We start from the raw sequence: 26,159 nt of genomic DNA, 5'->3' as shown, positions 1-26,159 counted from the left end.
CGAACCGGCCCCACTGCACCTCGGGGCCGGTTTAATTTTTGGGAGGGGACTGCACGTACCATGTGCAATCGTGCGAGGACGATAGTGATAATCTTGTAGGGGTGTTGGGGGGAGTCGACCCCACCCCGGAGGGGGTGGGCTACTCGGTTGCCCGTGTGACCGGGTTGTATCTTTTCCGAAGTCCCACCCGACGTTCGCCGCCGGCGAACTCCGGGTGGGCCACAGGTGGGCAGGAGGTGATGGATGTCAGCACCGTTTGCGGGAGAGGTTTGTTTTGTTTGACGAGTTGGTGGATGTGCAAACGGAGCTGACCTACGGCTCACATGGCGGGTTCGAAGACGGAGCTGCCCTACAGCGCTTCTTTCAATGTTTTGGCTTGTCGCAGTCGACCGAGCATGGGGGAATGATTCTGAAAGACAATGAGATGCCGTCGGGTGTCGTTCGCCTTCGGCGGACTAGCACCCGACGGAACTTCTTTGCGGGATTACTCGGTTTGGGCGAGTCGATCCCACCCCAGAGGGGTGGGCTACTCGGCTGGGGCCTTATGCGGGTGGTGCACGGGGACGTACACCACGCACGGAAGTGGTTTCGCGGTGCGGGTGGATCCCACCCCAGAGGGGTGGGCTACTCGGTTACCCGTGTGACCGGGTTGTATCTTTTCCGAAGTCCCTCCCGACGTTCGCCGCCGGCGAACTCCGGGTGGGCCACAGGTGGGCAGGGGATGATGGATGTCAGCACCGTTTGCGGGAGAGGTTTGTTTAGTTTGACGAGTTGGTGGATGTGCAAACGGAGCTGACCTACGGCTCACATGGCGGGTTCGAAGACGGACCCGCTCTACTGCGCTTCTTTCAATGTTTTGGCTTGTCGCAGTCGTCCGAGCATGGGGGAATGATTCTGAAAGGCCATGAGATGCCGTCGGGTGTCGTTCGCCTTCGGCGGACTAGTACCCGACGGAACTTCTTTGCGGGATTACTCGGTTGGGGGGAGTCGATCCCACCCCGGAGGGGTGGGCTACTCGGTTGGGGCCTTATGCGCGTGGTGCACGGGGACGTACACCACGCACGGAAGTGGTTTCGCGGTGCGGGTGGATCCCACCCCGGAGGGGTGGGCTACTCAGTTACGGGTGTGACCGGGTTGTATCATTTCCGAAGTCCCTCCCGACGTTCGCCGCCGGCGAACTCTGGGTGGGCCACAGGTGGGCAGGGGGTGATGGATGTCAGCACCGTTTGCGGGAGAGGTTTGTTTAGTTTGACGAGTTGGTGGATGTGCAAACGGAGCTGACCTACGGCTCACATGGCGGGTTCGAAGACGGAGCTGCCCTACTGCGTTACGCGACGGATGCCGTCGAGTCTCGAGTAATCTCGCCGATGAGATGGTCTTCCCGTCGCTCGGTGATGCGGACATCGATGATCCGTTTGCCGGACTCGAAGTTGTCGGGGAGGCGAACTTTCATGTAGTTGTCGGAGACGCCAAAATGGAAGCGGTTTTTGACTTTGCGATACTCGGAGATAACGCCGAGTGTCCGGCCCACCTGACGTTGCATCGCCTCACGACGAATCCGTTTGGAGATACGCGTCAGGATGGTGTTGCGTTCTTTGATGACTTCGGGGTTGACTTTGTCCGGCATCTCAGTCGCGGTGGTGCCGGCGCGGTCGGAGTAGCTGAAGACATGCAGGTAGTCGATCAGTCCCGATTCGCACACGCCTCTGGTCTTTTCAAAATCCTCGTCGGATTCGCCGGGGAAACCAACGATAACGTCGGCGCCGATGATCGTCTCAGGCACGGCCCTTTTGACTTCTTCGAGCCGGCCGAGATACATCGCCTGATTGTACGGGCGACGCATCGCCTTGAGAATGCGTGATGAACCTGACTGCAGCGGAAGGTGCCAGTGTCGGCAGACACGGCCGCTGGAGGTTGCGTACAGCTCCAGCAGTTCATCGCGAACGGTCTGCGGTTCGATAGAGCTGACTCGGACGCGTTTGAGGTCGGTCTCGCGAAGGATCATCTTGATCAGGCCGGCGAGGTTTTTGACCTGCGGTTCAACCTTGCGGTTTTTGTAATGGCCGATATGAATTCCGGTCAGCACGACCTCTTCGTACCCCTTCGCGACCAGTCCGTTGATTTCATCGATAATCTCGATAGCCGGGCGGTTTGTCAGGCGGCCCCGGACGGTAGGGAGGATGCAGAACGAGCACCACTGGTTGCAGCCGTCGGAGATTTTGATCCAGGCCCGGTTGTGGTGGTAGAAATCGGCGATTGTACCTGAACAGCCCTTATCCGGCTCGTCACAGTCTTCGAATAACTCAGGGAGGTGACGGGGGAGGATGCGGGTGATGTCTTCTTTGTCGGTGTTGGGGATCAGGACGTCGACTCCCTCCATCCCGGCTACGGTTTCGGGGTCCGAGTCGACGTAGCATCCGGCCACCACGATCCGGCCGTCGGGGTTCTCCCGCGCCGCCCGGCTGATCAGGTTGCGGCTGGTGGAGTCGGCCCGGTGGGTGACGGTACAGGTGTTGATGAGGTAGAGGTCGGCTTTTTCGCCTTTTTCGGCACGGACAAAGCCGTAGCGATAGAGCTCGGCGGCCATGCGTTCGGACTCATACTGGTTGAGCCGGCAGCCGGTGGTAGCAACGGAGAGTTTTCTGATCTTCGATTGTGCCATAGACACAGAATATACGCGGAAAAGCGGGAAGGGGAAGGGGGAAAATGGGTAAGACTGGAGACATCACTAACTTGACAAACTGGTCTCTGGTTCGTCTTTATTGTAGAGTCTGGATGGCCGGGGAGACGGCTCTGCTCAATACAACGCGGGGGTGGCAAATGAGAACTTTTAACGACCTGATGAAACGCCTGATCATCACGGTTATTCTGCTGGTGGGGTGCGTTTCGAGCGCCGATGCGCAGGACGACACGACCGAGATAATCATCGATGGTACCATACATTACGGGAACGAACTCTACAGTCTCGTGGAGAGATCGAATATCACGTATCTGTGGGATATCACCGACTCGATCGATAGTATTCTCGGCAAACTGGAGCGACCAGTCCTTCCGCCCGCTCTGGGTACTTTCGAGACGGAGCGAGGCAGGGTTTTGGATCTCTACCCGTTTCCTGACACCGTGGTGTTCCTGATGGATGTAGCTCGGTTTGCATTCAAAAGGAATGAGTATCTCGGGGCGATACATTTCTATCGCAAGGCGGCCGAACTCGCTCCCGATATGTCCACCCCACTGGCGCAGCTGGGGAACTGCTACTACACGATACAAGAATTTGACAGCGCTCGGGCTGTTCTCCTTCGGGCTATCGACATCAATCCTCATGATTTCACGGCGTACTGGGTTTTGGCAGACACGTACCACCGGATGGACTCGTTGGATCGTGCGTGGGATCACCTGTTGATGACCCACCTTTTGAATCGGAATGAAGAGGACATTCGAAAGGCCTTGTTCCGCTATCGAGCCGACATGGGAATGAACTGGGACAACTGGGAGTTTATCCCGCGCTACCACGCTTATCGCGACTCAGCCGATTCGATGCTTGTACACGTCACTTCTCACCCTGTCTGCGCAGGCTACGCTCTTGCCAAAGCGTTTTGGGAGTTCGAGCCGGGGTATCGCGAAAACATGGCCCCCGGGGCGGACGTGATCGCCGGTGTAAACATGACGGAGGAAGTGGAGGCCTTTCATATGGCATACCCACTTCTTCGCGATTCACTGCCCATCGACGACATCCTGTTTGCCGGATATCTGCATGAGTTCATAGTTTATGAGATGATTGCGCCGAAGCACCCCGTGATCCTCCTCACGATTGATCCGGCATCTCGTCAACGAGTGGCCGAGTATGTGAACAGGTTCCATTGAGGGGGATGGTAGTTGTGGAGAAGAGCGAGAAGACAATGCGTAAGTGGTTTGCGGGGCTGATTGCATTCTTCTTCATTGGCAACGTACTGCTGTTCTATCTGTTTTACGGACTGGCAAGCCTTTGGCCACGGGCCGGGATGTGGCTGTTGACAACCGGAAAGCTGGTCCTGTTGATATTGCTCTTCTTGATACCTGCTGGGGGAGTTCTGATTGCCAGACGGGGATGCCTGCTCAAGGGAGAGTCATCCTTGAGGCCGCTCGCATGGGCTGTGATATTCATCTATCTCCTCGTTCCGGCGTCATTGCTGGTGGCTGTTCGATGAAGTGCAATCTTCTATCTTGCATACTTACTCAACACTGTCTTCCTTTCTCTCATGAAACCCCGCACCACATCACAGGCTGTGCTCGGTATTGTCGGGTGGCTGGTACTCACGTTCGCGGTGGCGCTGTTTGGCGCGCAGTTTGAACCGGGAGAGTGGTACGCGTCACTCGACAAGCCGTCGTGGACCCCGCCCAGCTGGTTGTTTGGGCCCGTCTGGACTCTTCTCTACGCCTTGATGGCTGTCGCCGCTTTTCTGGTCTGGCGGCAGTGCGGGTTTACGGGCGCCCGTGCCGCGCTGTCGCTGTTTATCGCACAGCTTGTGGTGAACGGGCTCTGGTCGTGGTTCTTTTTCGGAATGCATCGAATCGGTCTGGCGTTTTTCGATATCATCGTGCTGTGGTTTCTTATCGCCGCGACGATCATGGCCTTCTACAAGCTCAACAAGGTCGCAGGGTGGATGTTGATTCCGTATCTGATGTGGGTCAGTTATGCGGCCGGGCTCAATTTTGCGCTCTGGCGCATGAATTGACGCAATTGCACGGCGTTCGCACCGGGTGGGGCGCGGCGTTATAGCGCACGTGCAACCTGTGGCGGTTTCGAAGAGGGAACCGCCCTACAAGTTGCTACGAGTTTTGTTATCCATTACAGCCGATAAAAGAAGCGTGCTGTCGGGCGGGTCGCCTGACAGCACGCTGGTGTTTCGAGCTTAGCGAAATGCTCAGCTATTCCGACTTTGGTTCGTCGCCCGGATTCACTTCAGCCTGTGCCTCGGCGGCCGCTTGCTTCAGAGATTCCGGCATGGCGCTGGCCATGGCGCCGCCGGAGACGGCGGACGAGCGCTTTTCATGGTCGGCCATGAATTTGTCCAATTCGGCCCGTTCGCGCTGTTTGTAATAGGCAACGACCGACAGGACCACCTTGTGCTGGCCGCGGTCGAATTCGATTACCTGCAGCGGGATCGACTCGCCCTCGCTGAACATGCCGCTGGGATCGGCGACTTCCTTGGTCGTGAGCTGGTTGGTCGGCACGAAGCCTTCCACACCGTCGCCCAAATCGACCACCACGCCGCGGTCGAGCACTTTCGTGATCGTGCCGAGGCACTCCGAGCCGATCGAATATTTCCGGGCCAGCTCGGGCCACGGGTCATCGCTGAGCTGCTTGTAGCCGAGCGAGATGCGGCGGTTCTCGTGGTCGATCTTGAGCACTTTCACGTCGACCTTGTCGCCTTTTTTCATGACCTCGGAGGGATGCTGGATGCGGCGGGTCCAGGACATATCGGAGATATGCACCAGACCGTCGATACCTTCCTCGAGTTCCACGAAAGCGCCAAAGGCGGTGAGGTTACGCACGCGCCCGGCAACGATCTTGCCGACCGGGTACTTGTCCTCGATGGTCGTCCACGGATCCGGTTCGAGCTGTTTGATGCCAAGCGAGATTTTCTCGTTGTCCTTGTCGACCGACAGGACGATGGCGTCAACATGATCGCCCACCGACATGATTTTCGACGGGTGTTTGATATGCTGGGTCCAGGACATCTCGGAGATGTGAATCAATCCTTCGATGCCTTTTTCCAGTTCGACAAACGAGCCGTAATCGGTGATCGAGACCACCGTGCCGGTGATCTTTTTGCCGATGGGGTACTTGTGTTCGATGTTTTCCCACGGGTACGGCGTCATCTGTTTCAGGCCGAGCGAAATGCGGGAAGTATTGTCATCGTAGTCGAGAATCTTGACGTCGATATTCTCGCCGAGGCTGACCATTTCCGAGGGGTGGCGAATGCGGCCCCACGACATGTCGGTAATGTGCAACAGACCGTCGACGCCGCCGAGGTCGATGAACACACCGAAGTCGGTGATGTTTTTAACGACGCCCTGGCGGATCTGGCCGACCTCGATTTCGTTGAGCAGCGTGGCCCGCATGCGTTCCCGCTCTTCTTCGAGCACCACGCGCCGGGAGACGACGATGTTGCGGCGGCTCTTGTTGAGCTTGATGATCTTGACTTCGATCGCGTCGCCGATCAGGGCGTCGAAGTCCGGAACCTGGCGCAGTGAGATCTGCGAGCCGGGCAGGAAGGCGTCGACTCCCATGATGTCGACCACGACACCGCCCTTGATACGGCGGGCGATTTTGCCCTCGACCGTTTCACCGGCGTCGTGGATGTCGCGAATGCGATCCCAGACCCGCATGAAGTCGGCTTTCTGTTTGGACAGAAGCAGCTGGCCGTGCGAGTCCTCGATCTGCTCGAGGAAGACTTCGATCTCATCCCCGACCGCGACCGAACTGATGCCGGTGAATTCGTCCATCGGGATCAATCCCTCGGACTTGAAGCCGACGTCAACGATCACGTCGTCGAGCGTAACGCCGATGACGCGTCCCTGGACGATTTCGCCTTCCTTGATGTCCTTGATGGTCGAATCGTACATGTTGACCATCGCATCGTACTCGTCCTTGTCATAGACGACGCCGGAGATGTCGGTGATTTTGACCGCCTCGACTTCGGGTTTTTCGACCCTCATGGCGGGCGATTCGGTGCGGGCTTTGGCGCGTTCAACCAATCGCTGTCGGCGATTGGTCATCAGCATTTCCCGCTCGACCTCGTCCTGGACCTCGTCCTGAACATTCACCTCGACCACATCGGTCTTGGTGACTTTGGTTTTGGTGCGGCTGGTTTTTTTGCCGCCGACGGCTTTGCGCCTGGACGTACGCGCAGGTCCGCCTTTCTGACTTGTGCTTTTGGCAACTGCCATGGATTAAAAAAGACCTCCTGTTCCGCCGCACGGTTTGGATTTTTCCCGGGAGGGAAACCGCTCGGCGGCCACCCCATATCGGCAAAGCCGTCGGGGCGAGCATCTATGATACCGAACTTTCGCCGGATTCCAAGGACTTTCTGCAAGAATCCACAGGTTTCCAGTTTCGGTCCGGTAGGTATTCTGTTCGGCAGGAAGACGGTTATCTTGATGACGACGGGAGAGAATCCCGAAGTGCGACGATTCGTCGCATCACTTCGGCCGTGATCTCAAGGTAGCCTTCCTTGGAATCGGCCCGGGCGGCGATCCAGTCAGGGGGGATCGGTTCGCCATAGGACAGGCTCAGTCGGTCTCGTCGTAAGAAGCAGTCTTTCAGTCGGTTAGCCCCGTGAATATACGCCGGGACAACCGGACACGCCGCTTTTGCCGCAAGGAGTCCCAATCCCGGTTTCGGCGGGAGCAATTCACGGGTTTTAGAGCGAGTACCTTCGGGGAACATCGTGAGCCCGTATCCCTCGCGAAGAATCTGCAGCGAGGTTGCAAGGGCCTGGCGATCCATCTGGCCCCGTCGGACGGGGCGGGCGTTGGTTCGCCAGATAATCCAGCCCAAAATCTTGTTATCAAACAGCTCTTTTTTGGCGAAGAAGAACAACTCGCGAGGAATAAAGCTGCCGACCAAAGGGGGATCGAAGTAGGAGATATGATTGCTGGCGAGGATGAATGGGCCGGACTTCGGGATGTATTCGCGGCCGTACAGGCGGATGCCAAACACGAAACGGCCCGTAATATGGGTGATGGACCGGCCGATCCAGTAAAGTGGTTTCATGGCAGGGAGAATGTAGACGATTTCAACCGCCAGAGCAAGCGACCCGTTCGAATCGGCGCCGTCGACTGATGTGACAAGTATTGACTAACCACACTTGCGTGTGAAGGGAGAATGAGCGGCAGGGACGGCACAGCGCGGAGCAGATACGTTAGTGGAGACTTATTATCTTGACAGCATCTGCCGATAGTATATATTGCTAGTGCATCGGAAGACTCCGCCACTAGGGTGGTAATACGAGCCCGCCACGAAATGTGGCAGAATAGACGGAGCCTTTCAACAATTAAATCACAGTTCTACCCCTCGGCTATGCCGGGGGGTAGTGCTTTTAAGGGGGGATGCGCTCGGGGAGTGTTTACTCAGTGAACCGCCAGAAGGCGACCACAACCGTATCAAAGCCGGTCGCATATTCGTCCGAATCAAACCAGACGCGCGCGTGGGTCAGGCGATTGAAGTCCATGTTGTTTCCGACAACGTCTTCGGCGGCCTGTTCATCCCGTATCGGTATTCGGTAGGTCCGCCATCCGTTAATCTCAGAACCGTCGACATAAAACGTGTCGGGATCCTCGTCGAAGTCGATCAGGAACGAGTAGTAGTGGTTGTCGGTATCGAAAAATCCTATCAATCGCTCCTGATCCGGCTGACCGTAAGTAATGTCCGCGATGTTGCCCTCGGTGCCGTTGAGCCACTCATAATAGATGGGGTCGGAAGGATCATCCATTCGGCTCTGAAACGCCGGGTCGTCACAAATCTGCGCCGGATACGGGCATTTGCCCTCGTTACGGAAGTAAAAGTTGTCACGGTTGGGGTCAGGATTTCTCAAGGGATCGTACCCCGGCTCATCGGCGTCGGCCAGACCGTCGAGCCCGATATCTTCCTGTTGCGATACGGCGCCGTTCCCGTCGCCGTACGGCACGTCGTCTTCACCGAATGACTCGCCGTCGCCATCGACATCTTCGTCGATGCGTCCGAGTTCGATGTGCATGCGGCCGCCGCTCGCTTTGCAGCGAATTTCCAGATACTGCCATGCGGTATCAAACCGCTTGTTCGTTTCCAGCATAAGCCCGGCCCAGGATGGGAAGAAGATGGTGTCGATCGTGCCGCCGAATTCGAAGACCTGGTATGACGGTCGGTAGATAAGACGCAGAACGCGCAGTTCCGTCTGGGGCAAAACGGTTGTGTCGCCGTAGACCTCGGATCGGAGTGGCAAATCATACGGCAAATGCCACAGCATGCGGCCGTGGCTGTAGCCGTGCGGGATTGTATACGGACGACTCGATCGTTGCCAGTCGACGCGGCTCATCGGCAATTCCGTGAAGTATGGGTTGTCCTGGGGTTTGGTGGGAGGGTCATCGCCGCACGAAACAGCGAGGGCGGCAAGGGCGAGCGCACATACTACGACCAATGCGACCGACAATCGCGTCGGTAATTGGTGACTTGGTTTACCCATTCGTACCCCCTAGGTCATCACCAGTAAGATGAAGCAAGTACGCAGATTTGTAAAGCACTATTACGGTCGCATACATGTCAGGACAGGAGTTCAATAATGCGATCCACTTGTTGTTCTATGGTCAGATCGGTAGTGTCGATCTGGTGGGCGTCGCTAGCGCGTGTCAGGGGGGAGTGTTCGCGGTTCGAGTCATACCGGTCGCGGCGCTCAAGGTCGGCTACTTGTTCGTCTATGGAGCTTCGGACGCCCAGCCGCACCAGATCGTCCAGGCGGCGTTTTGCCCGTTCCCGTACGGATGCGACTAAATAGACCTTCAAATCAGCATTAGGGAAGACGACCGTTGTGGTATCGCGACCTTCGGCGACAATGCAGCCTTCTTTACCCATCGCTTTTTGCTTTTCCACCATTGCAGTCCGCACGCCACGGTGGGCGGAGACTTCGGATACGTGTTTCGTTACTTCGGGTGTACGGATTTCGCGGGTGACCTCTGTGCCATCGAGAAAGACGCGGTTGGTATCCTTGTGGGTTTCGAAATCGATGGTCATTCGGGCAGCCATGTCCGCGAGGGTCGCGCCGTCGGAAGGAGAAATCCCCCGCTGTAATGCCGCCCATGTCAGGGCGCGGTACATCGCGCCGGTGTCCAGGTATCGGTAGCCGAGGCGGGCGGCCACGAGTTTGGCGGTGGTCGACTTGCCTGACCCCGCGGGTCCGTCGATCGCCACCACGCGGCAGTCGTGCTTTGAATGGTCCGGGATACGTTGAGTCATGCGACCCAAAGTAACCGATGCACTCCGCACCCGCAATTGGAAAGCCATACCTTTGATACCGCAGACGGCGCCGTACGGGGCCGTTTTTTTTTCCGGGTGTGACGGAAAATTTTTCTGAAGGGGGATGCGGCCGCAGTTCCCGAGGGACCGTCACGGTTGGCGTAATCTATTGTGTGATAGCGTGATATCGTGTGATAACCACATTCGGCATGCGCCTTGCGATGAGACTCCTCGGAAAACTGCAACTATGTGGAGTATATCGTGAACGACGAGTTGCGCGAAATGTCAGAGCCTGCTACACCGGCGACGGCCGCTGCCGACAGCGGCGGAAAGCCGGGATTTCCGCGGATTTATCTGCTTTTCGGAGTAATCGGGATCCTGGTGATCGCGCTCGCGATTACCACCACCGCTCTATTAATGGGCGGCGAGCCGACGCCTTCCGAGTCCGCTTCGAGTGACTCTGCCGTGGTAGCCGAAGTCCCGCAGACTACCCAGACAGCCACACCCGGCCACGGAGAACAGGCCGTGAGCCCGGAGCCGTATACCGAACCGGATATACCCGATTTTGAGCCATTCGATCCGATTACCATCAAAGACGACTCCGGTGTACTTGGCGATATCATGGCGAACCTCGAATTCCTTGACTATGACCCGGAAGTCACCGCCGACGAGTTGTCGGGGGAATCCGAAGGAATGTCGAAGGAGGACTCGATCGAGGCGGCGCAGTGGATTCAGCAGGAAACGGACCGACTCGCGAAAAAGGAAGAGGAACTCAATGCCCGACAGCGCGAGCTTGAGATACTTGATAAGAAGGTCTCGCAGAAAATACTTCGAATCGAGCAAGCGGAGTCGGCCCGGGTGACGGATCTGGCCAAGCTTTATGACGGGATGGACCCGCGTTCGGTTGCGAAACTGGTGGCGAACCTCGATGACGAGACCGTGGTGTCGATTCTGCCGCGCATGAAGCAGAAGAATGCATCGCAGGTGCTGTCGCTGATGCCGGCGGTGCGGGCGGCAAAACTCTCCAAGCAGATGATAACTATCGCAGAGAACTGATCGTGATACAGAACAACGCTTCCATATTCGATTTGCTGCTGGGACCAATGAGTCCCGACTCAGCCGCGACGCGATCGTCCGATCCTATTCAAGGAGGACCGTTCGGCGCGCTGCTGCAGTTGATCATGAGCCGGCAGCAGGAGCCGGACGGGGGCGCCCCGGTCGATTGGCAGGCGTTGTTGCACAGTCAGGCGAATGAGGGACAGCGGGGGACGGAGGTTCTCCCAACGCCTCTCGGGCTGGGTATCGGGCTCACTCCGGCGACAGCTGTCGCTCAGCCGCAAATCCCGGTCGCGTCTTCATTGACGCCCGATTCCGAAAGGCTGTTCGATGCGACGGTGCAGAGTCTTTCGCCGGAACAAGTCCGAGTGCACGGCATGTCGGCAGCCGACGCTTTCGATGAAGATGTGCTCTTGTCCGTCCCGGAGGAGGTCCGGGGTGAGCTTTCGATGGAATCTATCGCGCGGCTGACGTCACGAGAGGTTGCGTCGCTTCTGGCATCGCGCGGCGGCGCGGTTGCGACGTCTCAGCAGGTGCCGGTCGAGGCGGGTGTTTATCGAGTGCTTGACACGACAGTCCTGGCGGATACGGTCGAGTTCACCGTGGTTTCCGAAGATGCTCCGCTCGAGGTCGTGAAGATATCGGCTCCGCTGGAGTTGCTGGACGATTTTGCCGTCGACGTAACCCGTCCGACCGAACAGCCCATGAAGCAGGCGGCGGCACGGGTGGCGCTCAACGACACACCAAACCAAACCGGCGACATTGCCCGCTTGCTGGCTCAACTGAACATCAGGGAACTGCGGATCTCGCGTAATGCCGATGACGGAACCAGCAATGTCAACAACGCAAAGACTGACTATGTGCAGACGGGGCGGGTGGACGACGGGAAGCTGGCGATTGTCGTCACAGGTGAACGCCAGTCGCAGATCGTCAGTGTGCGGCGTGAACTGCCGCAGGAGTCGGTCGGAGCCCGCAGGCTCGTCACGCAGCGCGCGTCGCAGCACTCCATGCCGCACAGTGAGCCGCCCGAAAATGAGTTTTTAACCCCAATGAATGTGGCCCGCTCAGTCGTTGCCGAGGATCAGTTCCGGGGTGCAGTGTTTGATCCGCTCACACGCAGGTTCAGCGAAAAGACCGGACGGATGGATCTGGTAGCGCTGGAATCGGACATCTCCGACGAGACAACGTTACCGGGCCAGCAGTCGATTCAGTCAGTCGACGCGGCTCGTGTCAACCCGGACCGGGTGCCGACCGGCGGCGTACGGTTTACGCTTCCTGACGACATTCGGACGGCGTTGAAGCCGGACGGGCGGGCCTTGACGATCATGATCGACCCCGAGCATCTCGGTCCGGCGCGGGTTCGATTGGCGATGCGCGAGGGTGCGTTGACGGCCCGTGTGACGGTTGATACACCGCAGGCGCGGACGGTGGTTGAGCAGTCGCTCGACCAGTTGACGGCGCAACTGCAGCGGGCCGGCATAAAGGTAGATCTGATCGAGGTAAACGTGGCCGGCGATCAGCCCCGGCACCAGTTCTTCGAGAGAAACTTCGGGATGCGCGGCAGGGTCCGCGCGCGATTTTTCGACGAAAACGACGTATCGGTCGTTGAGGGCTCGATGGCGGCTGACGCCACCAGGCGGATGCGCGGCACAATCGGACCGCGCGGAGTCAACGTGTACGCATAGGAGCATATGATATGGGTTTTATATCGCCAATCGCCACGGACGCATCGGGAAACGCGAAGATGACCGGCGCGACCCAGTCCCTCGGCAAGGATGACTTCCTGTCGCTGCTGGTTACGAAACTTCAGTACCAGGATCCGCTGGAGCCGATGGCCGACGAGGATTTCATCGCGCAGCTGGCGCAGTTTTCATCGCTCGAGCAGATGAACAATATTTCCGAGGGAATCGCGCAGGCCAACGAGTGGGACTTTCTCCAGATGCAGTCTCTGAACAACGCGCTGGCGACGAATCTGCTGGGGCGTGACGTGCAGACCGATCTCGACGGGGTTTACTTCGACGGCGAGAACGACGCCAAAATGAATTTCACCAACGATCGGTATGCGACCGAGATCGAGTTTCTCATACGCAACGACGCCGGGGACGTGATTCGCCGCATTACGGTGGAGAATGTCGCCGAGGGTCCGCAGACGGTGTCCTGGGACGGCAAGGACAACCAGGGCAACCGGGTGCCGGCGGGATATTATGAAGTTGAAGCGAGCGGTATGGACGCCGATGGCGTCAGCTACACGCCGCCGGTCAAGTTGATTGCCCGCGTGGACAGTATCACCTATCGCGACGGCGCCGCGTATCTCAACGCCGGCGGCATGGAGATTTCGCTGGGTGATATCGTCTCGGTTGGTGAGGCGGGCGCGCTGGCCGGTGACGAGGACGACGGATAGGACTACGATCGGGTGAGAGGCGACGAGGGAAAGAACATGGCAAACGCGCTGAAAATCTCGAACTACCAGCGTCCCGTGGATTTGCTGGAAATCTCGCGACGGGGCAAGCAGCCGACCGAGTCGGTATCCGGGAAGAACTCGTTCGAGCAGATGTTCTCGCAGGAACTGGCCGGGTCGCGCGGCGTGACGTTTTCGAAACACGCCAGCGAGCGGCTGTACTCACGGGGCATCGAAATCGGCAACGAGTTGATGGGTCGCATCGCGGGCGCCATCGACAAAGCGGAGCTGAAAGGGTCGAAGGAAACGCTGATCCTCACCGATGATGCCGCGCTGGTGGTTTCGGTGAAGAATCGCACGGTCATCACGGCGTTCGATCGCGAAAACCTTCGCGAAGGCGTGGTTACGTCGATCGATTCCGCAGTGATCCTGTAGGGAAACGAAGGAAGCAATGTCAATACGCGGAACCATTCATACCTGGCCGGACCCCATTGGAGATGGGGAAGCCACGTGTGACAGAAAGAAGGAAACTGGATCATGATGGCATCACTGTACGCAGGTGTCTCGGGCCTGAAGAATCATCAGGTCAAGATGAACGTGATCGGTAACAACATCGCGAACATCAACACTATCGGTTTCAAAGCCGGTCGTGTGAATTTTCAGGAAGCACTTGTGCAGACGACGCGGGGCGCGGGACGGCCCTCAACCGTATCCGGCGGTACCAATCCGGTTCAGCTCGGGCTGGGCATGCAGGTAGCCTCAGTGGACAACCTGTTCCAGCAGGGCGGTCTGGAGACGACGGGCCAGATTACCGATCTGGCGATTCAGGGAAGCGGATTTTTCATTCTTGGCGATAACAACAACAATCGTTTTTACACGCGCGCCGGTGCATTCGGTTTTGACGCCGACTCGACTCTGGTAGATCCGGCGACCGGTCTGTACGTACTCGGCCGCATGGCCGACGCGACCGGCCAGATACCGTCGCTGGCGACGACCGGCCCGATCCAGCTGCCGTTCGGGCAGCAGGACCCGGCCCAGGCGACCGAACTGGTGACGCTGGCCAACAATCTCGACGCATCGGCGACCGACGCCCGCACCACGCTCGAGTCGTCCGGCCTGTCCAGCGTCGTATCGGTATCCGGTATCGCTCTTGACGGTGTCGGCGGAACGCACTCGATTTCGATTACGGGCAACCAGGCGACCAACTCCGTCGCCACGGGTGCAAATGTCGCGACCGACGACGCCGGCGTCCCGATCGGCGGGCTGTCGCTGACCGATACGCTCGGTTCGCTGCATATCACCGATTTCTCGCTCGGTTTCCGGATCGACGGGGACTCAACGACGCAAAACGTCAGCGGGCTCTCGGCGACGTCAACCATCCAGGATGTCATCAACGCGATCACTGAAATTGAAGGTCTGACGGCTGACCTGGTTGGCGGCGAGCTGCAGATCACCCGCAACAAGGCGGGATTGTACAGCTTCGAATCGGGGACCGGCACGACGACGACCGACGCGGTGACCGGTGTGGTCAGCGGCAACATGATCGGCGTGTTGTTCGGCGCGAACGGTTCGACGTTCGGCGCCAGCAACGGTATTGCGCACACGTTCGTGGCGACCGATACCTTCACGCCGGACCGCGGGACCGGGGCGGCAGTGGGGCCGTTCACGACCAATCTCGATTATGTCATTGACGAGAATACCGGTATCGTCACCGGGCTGACGGGACTGGGCGGCGACGACAGCGTGGAAATCAAGGCGGGCAGCGACGGGATCACGACGACCCTGGCGAACCCGGCCGATCCGGCGAGCGATGATCCGCTCGTGATCAGCACGGAGCCGACCATCCACTCGACGTCGATCAACGTGTATGACTCGCAGGGAACGAAGCACACGCTGACGATTGAATTCTCGAAGTCCAATGTCCAGAGCCGCTGGGAGTGGACGGCAACGATGCTCGGCAACGAGACGATTACGGTCGGGGGCCGCGGCTACGTGCAGTTCAACGCCGACGGATCGCTGAACGCGTTCGAGTATTCGGCCGGGGCGAACGGTATGACGATCGAGCCGAACAACGGCGCGGAGACGATGCGAATCGCGTTCGATGCGGGCACGCCGTTCGAATTCAGCGGTCTCACGCAGTTCGGGTCGCCGCATACGGCGTCGATCATCGGCCAGGACGGATACGGTCTGGGTATCCTTGAGAAGATCTCGATCGATAAGGCCGGGAATATCTCGGGGATATTCTCGAACGGTGTCACCCGGGTTCTGGCGCAGATCATGCTGGCCGATTTCAACAACCAGGCCGGTCTGCGCAAGGCAGGGCGGTCACTGTACCAGGAGTCGGCGAACTCCGGGCAGGCGGTTCAGGGCGTCGCCGGGTCGACCGTCTCGGGCGAGATAACATCGGGCGCGCTGGAGGCGTCGTCGGTGGACATCTCGCAGGAGTTCACGACGATGATAACGACGCAGCGCGGATTCCAGGCGAATTCACGGATAATTACCACCTCGGACAGCATGCTGGACGAGCTGGTGAATCTGAAGAGATAATGAGATGACGGAGGCCGTTCGCACATACGGAAACGAAGCCGTACGCTTCGAGCGTGTGACCGGCCGCGTACAAACAACGGTCGACCGGCCGGGTTCATCCCGGCCGTCGGCCGACGCATAATCAGGAGGCAGCCATGCCGCCAGAAGAAGAGAAGACTACAGTTGAAGTGTCGGACGATGCGCATGAGGCGCCGAAGAAGAAGTCGAACCTGATGCTGTTCATCATTATCGGCGCCGTGGTCGTGCTGGGCGGCGCGGGTGGTGCGTTTTTCATGATGGGCGGAGACGATGCCCCCAGCGCACCGGTCTCCAGCGCCACTCACGAGGAGAAGGCCGAAGCCGCCGGCGAACACGGCGAGAAGTCGAAAGGCTCACATGCCACGAAGATGGGCAACGCCATCATGTATGCGATCGACGACATCGTGGTGAACCCCTCGGGAACGGGCGGCTCGCGCTTCCTGTCGGTATCGTTCGGATTCGAGCTTGCCAGTTCGGCGCTCGCGAGCGAATTCGAGGTGCGGGAACCGCTGGTGCGGGACGCGCTGATTACCATCCTGTCGTCCAAGTCGGTCGCCCAGCTGACCGATGCGCGGGAAAAAGAGATCATGCGCTACCAGGTGAAAAAACGGCTCGAGCAGCTGCTCAAGACCGATCAACTGGTCGGCGTGTACTATACGGATTTCGTGCTGCAATAGGAACGTGATACCGTGGCCAAGATTCTTTCACAGGACGAGATCGATGCCCTGTTGACGACGGTGACGTCGGGCGACTCAGAGGCGAGTGCGGCGGATTTCGACGACGAGAAACTTCGGTCGATCGTCGCCTACGACTTCAAGCACCCGAACCGGGTGTCCAAGGATCAGATCCGCACGCTCGAAAACATGCACGACAACTTCGCGGGCCATTTCGGCTCGTCGTTGTCAACCGTGCTGCGTTCGATCGTCGACGTCGATCTCGTCTCGGTGGACCAGATCACCTATTCGGAGTTCATCATGTCTTTGGTGAGCCCGTCGAGTACGTACACGTTTTCGGCGCGACCGCTGGAGGCCGTGTGTCTGGTCGACTTCAATCCGACGCTGACGTTTTCGCTGATCGACCGCATGTTCGGCGGTCACGGCAAGATTCTGGAGTCGGAGCGGGAGTTGACCGGTATCGAGCGATCGGTGATGGGCCGGCTCGTGCAGCGGCTGTACCGGGAGCTGGCCCGGTCGTGGGAGCACCTGGTGCAGATCGAGATCGAGCAGATCAGTTTCGAAACGAATCCGCAGTTCATTCAGATCGTGCCGCCGGGCGAGACGGTGGTGGTGATATCCCTGCAGATAAAGCTGTTTCAGTCGACGGGATTGCTGACGATCTGCTATCCGTACGTGTCGCTGGAGCCGGTCATTTCGAAGCTGTCGGCGCAGAACTGGATCGACGCCACCAAGAAGAAGAATCTGGCGGTCGACCGCGACGTCAATTCGGACAACCTGAAGGACGTCCAGGCCGATGTCGCCGCGGTATTGCTGCAGTCGCGAATCAAAATGCGCGATTTTCTCCGCTTGAAGCTGGGGGACGTGATTCCATCGGAGAAGAAGATATCGCAGCCGATCGATATCTGGGTGAACCGTCAGAAGAAGTACACGGCGCACCCGGGTCTGGCCGGCAAGAAACGCGCATTCCAGGTATTGGAAATCTACGATCAATATGCCGAGGAGAAGAGAAAGTATGCCGGACGAGAAGGATCTTGATCTGTCAACCGGGGCCGCGCAATCGGATGCGGGCGATCCCGGGGCAGCTGCGTCGGCGGACGGCGCCGCCGGTGACAATGCACAGAGCCCGCCGCAGGACATCAACGACGCGCTGAGTGAGATCGACGGTACGCTGGACGACGTCGAGGCGCCCGGATTCGACAAGGTGGTCAACAGCAACGACGTGCCGGAAGACGAGGCCGAGGCGGCCATGCTGGCGATGCTGCAGGATTTGCCGGAGGACGACTCGAAGCGGTCGCCCGATGACATCGATTTCGGCAGCGCCGACGTCTCGGCAGCCGAGTTCCAGCAGCTTCAGGAGCCGGCCGGCGGCAAATCACCACAGAACATCGATTTGCTGATGGATGTCGATCTGCCGGTGTCGATTGAACTAGGTCGCACCAAAATGTCTATCGCGGACATTCTGGCGCTTGGTCCGGGGTCGGTCGTCGAGTTGAACAAGCTGGCCGGGGAACCGGTGGACCTGATGGTAAACAACAAGATGGTGGCGCGCGGTGAGGTAGTTGTGGTTGACGAAAACTTCGGTCTTCGCATCACGCAATTGATGACGCCGGAAGAGAGGTTAAAGAGCCTTGGTCGCGATTAAACCACATAATCGGCGCGTGTACACGACCGTGGCGCTGGTCCTGGTGGTGGCGTTGTCGGGGCTGGTGATGCTGACGGTTGGCGACGCATCGGCTGACAACAGTTCGCTGGCGGCGTTGCAGCAGAAGGCCGACCACGGAGCAGCAACCATCTCGGCACAGCCGGTTTCGCCGTACGGCGCGCTCGTAAAGATGATCGCCGCGCTGGTGGTGGTGATCGCCAGCATCTACGGTGGTCTGTACCTGTTGAACCGGCAGATGAAGCGCCGGCAGTACGGTCGGACGGGCGGACGTTCGCTCGACGTACTCGAGACGGCGTTTGTGGGTCCCAAGAAGACCGTATCGCTGGTGCGCGTGGCCGACCGGGCGGTGCTGATCGGAGTGACGGACAACCAGATCTCCGTGCTGACGGAGTTGAGCGAGCCGGAAACGGCGCGCATTTTGGCCGAACAGCCGCAGCCGAGTCAGGAGACTTTCGGCTCGCTTTTGAACTCGGCCGTTGATCGTGTAAAGAAGCTTCGCGGTCGCGAAGCGCTGGCGCGGGCGTAAGGCCCGACGGAAACCGTCGCCAGGAGGCCGACGGTTGGTGACCGCACACGGATGGTGCGGCGAACAAGACGTATAGGATATGAAAAAACTGTTTCGCACTCTGGTCGCGGCCGGGCTCGCTCTCGGCATTCAGACGGGATCGTCGCTCGCCCAGTCGATACCGAAAATATCGATCGAAGTGGGCGAATCCGCCAATCCGTCGGAGTTGTCCACCACCCTTCAAATCGTCATCCTGATCACGGTACTGGCGCTCGCGCCGTCGATCCTGATCATGATCACGTCGTTCATCCGTATCGCGGTCGTGCTGTCGTTTCTGCGGCATGCGATCGGGACGCAGCAGATGCCGCCCAACCAGTTGCTGGTCGGCCTCGCGCTGATCGTGACCTTTTTCGTGATGTCGCCGGTGATCAATCAGTCGTACAACGAGGGGATCAAACCCTATCTCGACGAGCAGATCAAGGGGGAGGAGGCGTTCGAGAAGGCCGTGGGGCCGTTCCGCCATTTCATGCTTGCGCAGACGCGCGAACAGGATTTGGCCCTGTTTGTGGATATCGCCCAGCTGCCGGAGCCGGAGAAGCCCGAAGACATCCCGCTTCATGTGCTCATTCCGGGATTCGTGATCTCGGAACTTCGCACGGCATTTCAGATCGCGTTCGTGATTTTCATTCCGTTTCTGGTGATTGATATGGTGGTGGCATCGGTGCTGATGTCGATGGGTATGATGATGCTGCCGCCGATTATCGTCTCGCTGCCGTTCAAGCTTTTGTTGTTCGTGCTGGTGGACGGCTGGTACCTGTTAGTCAAGTCGCTTGTCGAGTCATTCAGAGTGTAAGGAAGACGTGCAGATGACGCCACAAATGGTAGTAACGATCGGACGGGAAGCGCTGATGGCGGTGTTGATGGTATCGGCGCCGATGCTGGGGTTCGCCCTGGTGGTTGGTCTGGCGATCGCCATCTTTCAGGCCGTGACGCAGATCAACGAGATGACGCTGACGTTCGTGCCGAAGATCCTGGCGGTGGCGGCAGCATTGCTGATTTTTCTGCCGTGGATGATCAATTACCTGACGGATTTTACGCGCCACATGTTCGAGCTTATCCCCACTCTAGTCGGCTGAACGGGGGGCGCGTCTTGAGCGCCCTTCTGAACTAATTTCCCACAACGCTGGTAATAATTTCCACAGCCGCCGGCTCCTTCGCTCCCCCGAAAAAACCGCCCGTTTTTATCCCATTGTCTCGCAGTGTGTTATAAGGTCGTCACGCGGTGTTTCACTCTGGCACACGGTTTGAAATAGGGATTGGGCGATTAACCCGAGGTGTAAGGATTTCCAGGTGTTTGACTTCGTTGCATTCGGAACGGCCCGGCTCGAATTGTTTCTGCTCGTGCTCGTACGGGCCTCCGGTCTGTTCATCCTCTCGCCGATTTTCTCCCACCGGGCGATCGCCAAGCCGATCAAGGCCGGGCTGGTCATTCTGTTGTCGCTGATCACCATGATGACCATCCCCACACCCGCCGTGCCGGTAACCGATTCGGTAGTTGTCCTGGCGGGGCTGGCGTTTCTGGAGCTGATGGTCGGCGCCATTATCGGGTTCGTTTTTCTTTTGATCTTTCTTGCGGTTCAGGGGGCCGGATCGATGATCGGATACCAGATCGGTTTTGCGCTCGCCGAAGTACTCGATCCCTCCACCGAAACGCAGTCATCGATAATCGGCACGTTCTGGCTGATGCTTGCGACGCTGATTTTTCTCACGCTCAACGGACACCACCTGATCATTCAGGCGTTCCGCGACAGCTATGCGGTCATGCCGCCGGGGCAGATCACGCTTGAGGGTGGAGTCGGCGAAGCAATCATGAAGCACAGCGCGTACGTGTTTGTGATCGCGCTCAAGATCGCCGCGCCCGTGATGGTGACGTTGTTTCTCGTGGACGTCACGCTCGGCACGGTGGCGAAAATGATGCCGCAGATGAACGTGTTTTTTATCGGGTTTCCGATCAAGGTGGCCGCCGGCATCGCGGTCATCGCGCTGTCGCTGCCGATTTTCGGCTACATCGTCGAAAAATCACTGACGCATCTGAATACCGAACTGGGTCGTCTCCTGCTCGCGATGGGAAAGGCGTAGGCGCATATGGCCGACGAACAGGGATTCCAGGAAAAAACGGAACAGGCAACTCCGCGACGGAGGCAGAAGGCCCGCGAAGAAGGTCGGGTGGCGAAGTCGATGGAGCTGAACTCGGCGCTGATAATCGTGCTGGGCTGCACCGCGATTTTTCTGCTGGGCCCGACCCTTTCCACGCAGCTTCGCCTGCTGATGTCCACGACGATGGCGAACGCACCCGGTATCGCCGCCCAGGATCCGACCTTCACGAAGTCATGGACCGACTCAATGTATGCGTTTTTCTCGGTTGTCGGGCCGGTCTTCGTCGTGATGATGGTGATCGGGCTCGGCTCCAACATCGCCCAGGTAGGATTTCACATCTCCAACAAGGCGCTGGAGCCGAAGTTCGACAAGCTGAATATCGTGAACGGGCTCAAGCGGCTGTTCGCGGTGCGCTCGCTGGTCACGCTGGTGCGCGATTCGGTCAAGCTGCTGATCGTGGGGGTGATCGGCTACTACGCGATCAAGTCGGAGTTCGACGAGTTTTTCCTGCTGCCGGATATGACGGTTGCCCAGATCGCCACGACGATGGGGACGATGGCGCTGGTGATCGCGTTGAAGATCGGCGCCGCGATGCTCGTACTGGCCGCACTCGACTACGCCTACCAGCGGTACGAATTCGAAAAGTCTATCAAGATGTCCAAGCAGGACATCCGCGATGAAATGAAGGACACCGAGGGCTCGCCGCAGGTGAAGGCGCGGGTGCGCCAGATACAGCGCGAGATGGCCCGCAATCGCATGATGAGCGAAGTCCCCACGGCCGATGTCGTAATCACCAACCCGACGCACATCGCGGTGGCGTTGAAGTACGACGTCGCAATCGGCGGCGCTCCGATCGTGATTGCCAAGGGCGAGCGCCTGATAGCGCAGAAGATCAAGGAAATCGCATACGCGCACGACATCCCGGTGATCGAAGACAAGCCGCTCGCGCGCGCCCTGTTCAAGCTGTGCGATATCGGGCAGGCGATCCCCGCGAACCTCTACCGCGCGGTTGCCGAGGTTCTGGCCTACGTGTACCGACTCAAGGGAAAGGCGGTGAAGTAAGCCATGGCTGTCGCCGCCCAGGATACCCTGCTGTCGCGCATCATGACGCGGTCCGATATCGTGCTCGCTTTCGGCGTCATCGGCATCATCGTGGTGCTGGTGATTCCGCTGCCGGCGGCGATGCTGGACTTCGCTCTCGCGTTCAATATCACTTTCTCGCTGGTGGTGCTCCTGACCACGCTGTACATCACCAAGCCGCTGGATCTGTCCGTGTTTCCCGGCATGCTGCTGATCGTCACGCTGATGCGACTGTCGCTCAACGTGGCGTCGACACGCCTGATCCTTGGGCAGGGGTACGCCGGCGAGGTGATCAACTCGTTCGGCAATTTTGTCGTGCAGGGCAACTACGTCGTCGGATTTATCGTCTTCGTCATCCTCGTCATTATTCAGTTCGTCGTCATCACCAAGGGCGCCGGGCGGATATCGGAAGTCGCGGCACGATTCACTCTCGATGCCATGCCCGGCAAGCAGATGGCGATCGACGCCGACTTGAACGCGGGCATTATCAACGACCAGGAAGCCCGGGAGCGTCGCGCGGAGATCGCCCGCGAGGCCGACTTCTACGGCGCCATGGACGGCGCGTCGAAATTCGTTCGCGGTGACGCCATCGCCGGCATTCTCATCACGCTTATCAACGTCATCGGCGGTTTCATTATCGGTATCGCTCTCAACGGCATGCCGCTCGCCGAGGCGCTTCGCACGTACTCGCTGCTGTCGATCGGCGACGGCCTGGTCACCCAGATTCCCGCGCTGCTGGTGTCCACGGCATCGGGCATTATCGTGACTCGCGCTGCGTCGGACTCCAACATGGGCACCGACCTGACCCGCCAGCTTTCGCGTCAGCCCCGGGCGATACTGATCACCGGTCTCGTGCTGATCCTGTTCGGGATCGTGCCGGGACTTCCCACGATGACTTTTGTGGCGATCGGCGCGGCGGTGAGCGGGATCGGGATGCTCACGCGCAAGGCCGCGAAGCAGCAGGCGCTTGCCGGCGAGCAGGAGGCGCGCGCGAAGCAACAGCAGCAGCCGCCGCCGAAAGAGCGCACCGAAGACCTGCTGAAAGTCGATACCATCGGCCTCGAGATCGGCTACGGATTGATCCCGATGGTCGACGCCAACCAGGGCGGCGATTTGCTCGACCGGGTCGGTACGATCCGCAAGCAACTGGCGGCCGAACTGGGGATCGTGGTGCCGCCGGTACGCATCCGCGACAACGTGCAGCTGAAACCGAATCAGTACCTGATCAAGATCAAAGGTATCGCGGTCGCGTCGTACGAACTGATGATCGACCATCTGCTGGCGATCAATCCGGGCTTCGTCGAAGAGAAGCTCGACGGATTCGAGACCAAAGACCCGGCCTACGCCCTGAATGCCAGCTGGATCATCCCGACCCTGAAAGAGGTCGCCGAGGCTCAGGGCTATACGGTCGTGGAGCCGTCGGCCGTGCTGGCTACGCATCTAACGGAGACCATCCGGGGCGCCGCGTCGGAGATTCTCACGCGTCAGGACGTGCAGCATTTGATCGACACCCTCAAGGAAGATTACCCGGCTCTCGTCGAATCCGTCATCCCCGAGCACGTTTCGCTCGGCATGCTCCAGAAGGTGCTGCAGTCGCTGCTCGGCGAGCGAATTCCCGTGCGCGACCTCGCGACGATCGTCGAGACGATGTCCGATTATGCGCCGGTCACGAAGGAAACCGACGTGCTCGCCGAGTACGTCCGCATGTCGCTCAAGCGACAGATCAGCGAGCTGTACAAGGACGGCGCCGGACGGATCAACGTCTTCACGATGGATCCGGCAATCGAGCATCAGCTGTCGGAGTCGGTCCAGAATACGAAACAGGGTTTGATGCTGGTCATGGACCCGTCGCTGACCGAGCTGTTGCTCGCGAGGATCGGCGCGCAGGTCGAACGGATGCAAAACGCCGGATTGACGCCGGTCTGTATTTGCTCTCCCAATATACGCCTGGCCCTTCGCCGGCTGGTCGAAGCCAGCTTCCCGGGCCTCGCGGTCATTTCCTACAACGAAGTGATGCCCAGTGCAGAAGTAGTCTCCACCGGAGTGGTGAGGTTAAACGATGATAATTAAGTCATTCACCGCCGAATCGGCTGCGGCCGCGCTCAAGCAGGTCCGCTCCCAGATGGGCGGCGACGCCGTGGTGCTCAAAACGCGCAAGGTCGTCGACGACCTGGGACGCCCGGGGATCGAGGTGACGGCCTGCATCGACCGGCCGTCGGTCGCCCAGACGTCGCGCATCCTGTCTGACCGTTCGAACCGGCTCGCGGATGCACTCGAGTCTGCACGGTCAACCGATGCACCCGCCGGGACGACGCCCGAGAGCGCGAAAGAAACTCACGGAGTACCGGCGGCCGACGCGAAGCTGGCCGAGCTGGAAGCCCGGCTGGCGCAGTTGATCGAAACGGCGAACAAGTCGACCGTGACGCAGATCAACGCCATGCTCGACTCGCTGGCGGGATCCTCCCGGCCGACCGACGCCGACGGGCAGTTGACTCGCCTGCACATGATGCTGGCGGATGCGGACGTCCTTGACACGTTTGTCACGGCGTTTTTGTCGTCGCTCGCGATGACCGATGACGGGGGCGAACCGATTGTGCAGCGGGCACGGCGCTCACTCACCGCGCTGCTTGCCGAGATGATGGAACCATCGGTGACGCTCACGCCCGGCGACACGGTTGTCGTCTGTGGACCGGCCGGTGCGGGCAAGACGGCGCTGGTGGGCAAACTGGCCGCGCATCTTGTCGGAACCGAAAAGAAGAAGGTCCGTCTGGTATCGCTTGACGACGTCAAGATCGGCGCGCACGACGAGATTCTCAGTTATGCCGCCATTCTCGGCGTCGAACTCACCGACCCGACCGGCACTAACGAAAAGCTGTCCCGGTACGCCGACTGCGTCACGCTGATCGACACGCCGGGGCTTCCGGTCGACGGTTCGAAGTTCGCTGAGTTCGCCGGGCGGGTTTCCGGGGTAAACGCCACGCACCGAATCTGCGTTTTCTCGAGCCTCATGCGTTCCAGCGACATTGTCGATATCGCCGAACGGCTTCGCACGATACAGCCGACCCATATCGCGTTGAGCATGCTCGACGTCACCACGCGGCGGGGGGCGATTGTCGCCGCTTGCGAAGCTTCCGGCGCCCGGCTCGCCTGGGTCGCTGAGTCACCGGCGGGCGTCGGTACGATCCACGCACCCGATCCCGCCCGCATTGCCGCCACGCTGATTTCGGAGGAGGCGACCAATGAATAGGCTGACACTGGTCCAGACAGCCGGCAGCCGCGTGATCTCGGTGTTGTCCGGCAAAGGGGGCGTGGGCAAGTCGGTCATTTCCTACAATCTTGCCGACCGCCTGGGTGCCCGCGGCAATCGCGTGCTCCTTGTCGACGCAGATTTTTCGTCGGGCAATCTGCACATACTGGCGAACGTGCGCTGTGATGTCGGCGTGCGCCAGTTTGCCGCAGGAGAGCTGTCGCTCGCGGAGGCCGTGACACCGGTGAGCGAGCATATCGACCTGCTCGCCTCGTCATGGGGCGGTTCGGTGGTCGACGACTTCGGGGTCATGCCGACGGCACACCTCGTGAGAATCATCCGCGAGCAAAGCGGCGGATACCATCATGTGATCATCGACCACGGCTCGGGTATTTCGAAGCCCGCGACCGTCATGGCTCATGCGTCGGACCTCACCCTGCTGGTGATCGTCCCCGAGTTAACCTCGATTGCCGACGCCTACGGTCTTTACAAGTACCTCGTCGAGACGAACAAGTCGATCGACTGCCGGTTGCTGGTCAATCGCTGCCAGTCCGATGAAGAGGCGGACTATATCGACCGGAAGTTTCGGGCGCTGGCTGAACGATTTTTGGGGCAATCGCCGTCGATGCTCGGATTCCTGCCGGAGGCGGACCAGGTTCGGGCCGCGCTGGCCCGGCAGGTGCCGATCTTCCGGATCGACGAACAATCTGCTGTCTGTCAGACACTTACCTCGATTGCCGGGATGCTGAGCGGGAGCGCTTCGGCAGCTGAAATCCGGCGATCTAATGCGGTCAAATTCGAAGATAAGGAAAACCCGGCCACGGCCGATACAAAGGGATAG

General features: G+C 59.2%; 23 protein-coding genes and 1 pseudogene. 19 read left to right on the top strand and 5 right to left on the bottom strand.

Going from position 1 to position 26,159, the window contains the following annotated elements; all coding sequences use genetic code 11:
- Window positions 1-1,327: 1,327 nt before the first annotated feature.
- A complete protein-coding gene (mtaB, locus tag RBT76_01025; GenBank protein ID MDX9856353.1) occupies window positions 1,328-2,662 on the bottom strand; it encodes a tRNA (N(6)-L-threonylcarbamoyladenosine(37)-C(2))-methylthiotransferase MtaB in 1,335 nt (444 codons plus the stop codon).
- A gap of 158 nt (window positions 2,663-2,820) precedes the next feature.
- Between mtaB and RBT76_01020 the strand changes: the two genes are divergently transcribed.
- Genes RBT76_01020 through RBT76_01010 form a run of 3 tightly spaced genes read left to right on the top strand, consistent with a single transcriptional unit; the run spans window position 2,821 to window position 4,712 of the window.
- The gene (locus RBT76_01020; GenBank protein ID MDX9856352.1) at window positions 2,821-3,861 is read left to right on the top strand and encodes a tetratricopeptide repeat protein; all 1,041 of its coding nucleotides are present in this window, start codon (window positions 2,821-2,823) and stop codon (window positions 3,859-3,861) included.
- 35 nt (window positions 3,862-3,896) lie between these two features.
- Window positions 3,897-4,184 (top strand): hypothetical protein, encoded by a 288-nt coding sequence (locus RBT76_01015; GenBank protein MDX9856351.1) that lies wholly within the window; start codon window positions 3,897-3,899, stop codon window positions 4,182-4,184.
- A gap of 51 nt (window positions 4,185-4,235) precedes the next feature.
- A complete protein-coding gene (locus tag RBT76_01010) occupies window positions 4,236-4,712 on the top strand; it encodes a TspO/MBR family protein (GenBank protein ID MDX9856350.1) in 477 nt (158 codons plus the stop codon).
- A 193-nt stretch (window positions 4,713-4,905) separates the two neighbouring features.
- On the opposite strand, the gene rpsA is transcribed toward RBT76_01010, so the two are convergent.
- The 4 genes from rpsA to cmk all read right to left on the bottom strand — a co-directional run bounded on the left by rpsA (window position 4,906) and on the right by cmk (window position 9,970).
- The gene (rpsA, locus tag RBT76_01005; protein MDX9856349.1) at window positions 4,906-6,930 is read right to left on the bottom strand and encodes a 30S ribosomal protein S1; all 2,025 of its coding nucleotides are present in this window, start codon (window positions 6,928-6,930) and stop codon (window positions 4,906-4,908) included.
- Window positions 6,931-7,132: 202 nt separating this feature from the next.
- The gene (locus tag RBT76_01000; GenBank protein ID MDX9856348.1) at window positions 7,133-7,756 is read right to left on the bottom strand and encodes a lysophospholipid acyltransferase family protein; all 624 of its coding nucleotides are present in this window, start codon (window positions 7,754-7,756) and stop codon (window positions 7,133-7,135) included.
- Between the two features lie 352 nt (window positions 7,757-8,108).
- Window positions 8,109-9,203: a hypothetical protein gene (locus tag RBT76_00995; protein MDX9856347.1), complete on the bottom strand. Its 1,095-nt coding sequence runs from the start codon at window positions 9,201-9,203 to the stop codon at window positions 8,109-8,111.
- Window positions 9,204-9,280: 77 nt separating this feature from the next.
- Entirely contained in the window at window positions 9,281-9,970 is a 690-nt protein-coding gene (cmk, locus tag RBT76_00990; protein MDX9856346.1) for a (d)CMP kinase, read from the bottom strand.
- Between the two features lie 261 nt (window positions 9,971-10,231).
- Between cmk and RBT76_00985 the strand changes: the two genes are divergently transcribed.
- The 16 genes and pseudogenes from RBT76_00985 (at window position 10,232) to RBT76_00910 (ending at window position 26,159) form a co-directional block, all read left to right on the top strand.
- Window positions 10,232-11,026 carry a hypothetical protein gene (locus tag RBT76_00985; GenBank protein MDX9856345.1) on the top strand — a complete coding sequence of 265 codons (795 nt, stop codon included), beginning with the start codon at window positions 10,232-10,234 and terminating at the stop codon, window positions 11,024-11,026.
- A gap of 2 nt (window positions 11,027-11,028) precedes the next feature.
- A complete protein-coding gene (locus RBT76_00980) occupies window positions 11,029-12,711 on the top strand; it encodes a flagellar hook-length control protein FliK (protein ID MDX9856344.1) in 1,683 nt (560 codons plus the stop codon).
- Between the two features lie 11 nt (window positions 12,712-12,722).
- Entirely contained in the window at window positions 12,723-13,427 is a 705-nt protein-coding gene (locus RBT76_00975) for a flagellar hook capping FlgD N-terminal domain-containing protein (protein MDX9856343.1), read from the top strand.
- 36 nt (window positions 13,428-13,463) lie between these two features.
- Entirely contained in the window at window positions 13,464-13,859 is a 396-nt protein-coding gene (locus RBT76_00970) for a TIGR02530 family flagellar biosynthesis protein (protein ID MDX9856342.1), read from the top strand.
- Window positions 13,860-13,961: 102 nt separating this feature from the next.
- Window positions 13,962-15,971, top strand: coding sequence for a flagellar hook-basal body complex protein (locus RBT76_00965; protein MDX9856341.1), 2,010 nt, complete (start codon window positions 13,962-13,964; stop codon window positions 15,969-15,971).
- Window positions 15,972-16,105: 134 nt separating this feature from the next.
- A complete protein-coding gene (locus RBT76_00960) occupies window positions 16,106-16,666 on the top strand; it encodes a flagellar basal body-associated FliL family protein (protein ID MDX9856340.1) in 561 nt (186 codons plus the stop codon).
- A gap of 12 nt (window positions 16,667-16,678) precedes the next feature.
- Complete coding sequence (gene fliM / locus RBT76_00955) at window positions 16,679-17,701, top strand: flagellar motor switch protein FliM (GenBank protein ID MDX9856339.1); 1,023 nt, start codon at window positions 16,679-16,681, stop codon at window positions 17,699-17,701.
- 346 nt (window positions 17,702-18,047) lie between these two features.
- A pseudogene (fliN, locus tag RBT76_00950) lies at window positions 18,048-18,308 on the top strand (flagellar motor switch protein FliN).
- Window positions 18,295-18,855, top strand: coding sequence for a flagellar biosynthetic protein FliO (locus tag RBT76_00945; GenBank protein MDX9856338.1), 561 nt, complete (start codon window positions 18,295-18,297; stop codon window positions 18,853-18,855). The pseudogene fliN and the gene RBT76_00945 overlap by 14 nt, the downstream one beginning before the upstream one ends.
- Window positions 18,856-18,934: 79 nt before the next feature.
- Window positions 18,935-19,687, top strand: coding sequence for a flagellar type III secretion system pore protein FliP (gene fliP, locus RBT76_00940; protein MDX9856337.1), 753 nt, complete (start codon window positions 18,935-18,937; stop codon window positions 19,685-19,687).
- A 13-nt stretch (window positions 19,688-19,700) separates the two neighbouring features.
- Entirely contained in the window at window positions 19,701-19,970 is a 270-nt protein-coding gene (fliQ, locus tag RBT76_00935) for a flagellar biosynthesis protein FliQ (GenBank protein MDX9856336.1), read from the top strand.
- 214 nt (window positions 19,971-20,184) lie between these two features.
- Entirely contained in the window at window positions 20,185-20,973 is a 789-nt protein-coding gene (fliR, locus tag RBT76_00930) for a flagellar biosynthetic protein FliR (protein ID MDX9856335.1), read from the top strand.
- Between the two features lie 6 nt (window positions 20,974-20,979).
- On the top strand, window positions 20,980-22,053 hold the full coding sequence (flhB, locus tag RBT76_00925; protein MDX9856334.1) for a flagellar biosynthesis protein FlhB: 1,074 nt from the start codon (window positions 20,980-20,982) through the stop codon (window positions 22,051-22,053).
- 3 nt (window positions 22,054-22,056) lie between these two features.
- Entirely contained in the window at window positions 22,057-24,141 is a 2,085-nt protein-coding gene (gene flhA / locus RBT76_00920; GenBank protein MDX9856333.1) for a flagellar biosynthesis protein FlhA, read from the top strand.
- On the top strand, window positions 24,131-25,318 hold the full coding sequence (locus RBT76_00915) for a hypothetical protein (GenBank protein ID MDX9856332.1): 1,188 nt from the start codon (window positions 24,131-24,133) through the stop codon (window positions 25,316-25,318). The genes flhA and RBT76_00915 overlap by 11 nt, the downstream gene beginning before the upstream one ends.
- Window positions 25,311-26,159, top strand: a complete 849-nt coding sequence (locus RBT76_00910) for an AAA family ATPase (GenBank protein ID MDX9856331.1) — start codon at window positions 25,311-25,313, stop codon at window positions 26,157-26,159. The genes RBT76_00915 and RBT76_00910 overlap by 8 nt, the downstream gene beginning before the upstream one ends.

Source organism: Candidatus Zixiibacteriota bacterium (genome assembly GCA_034003725.1).
Taxonomy (GTDB): domain Bacteria; phylum Zixibacteria; class MSB-5A5; order GN15; family FEB-12; genus WJMS01.
The sequence above is the reverse complement of the archived record's forward strand: the minus strand, read 5'-3'. Positions and strand labels throughout refer to the sequence as shown.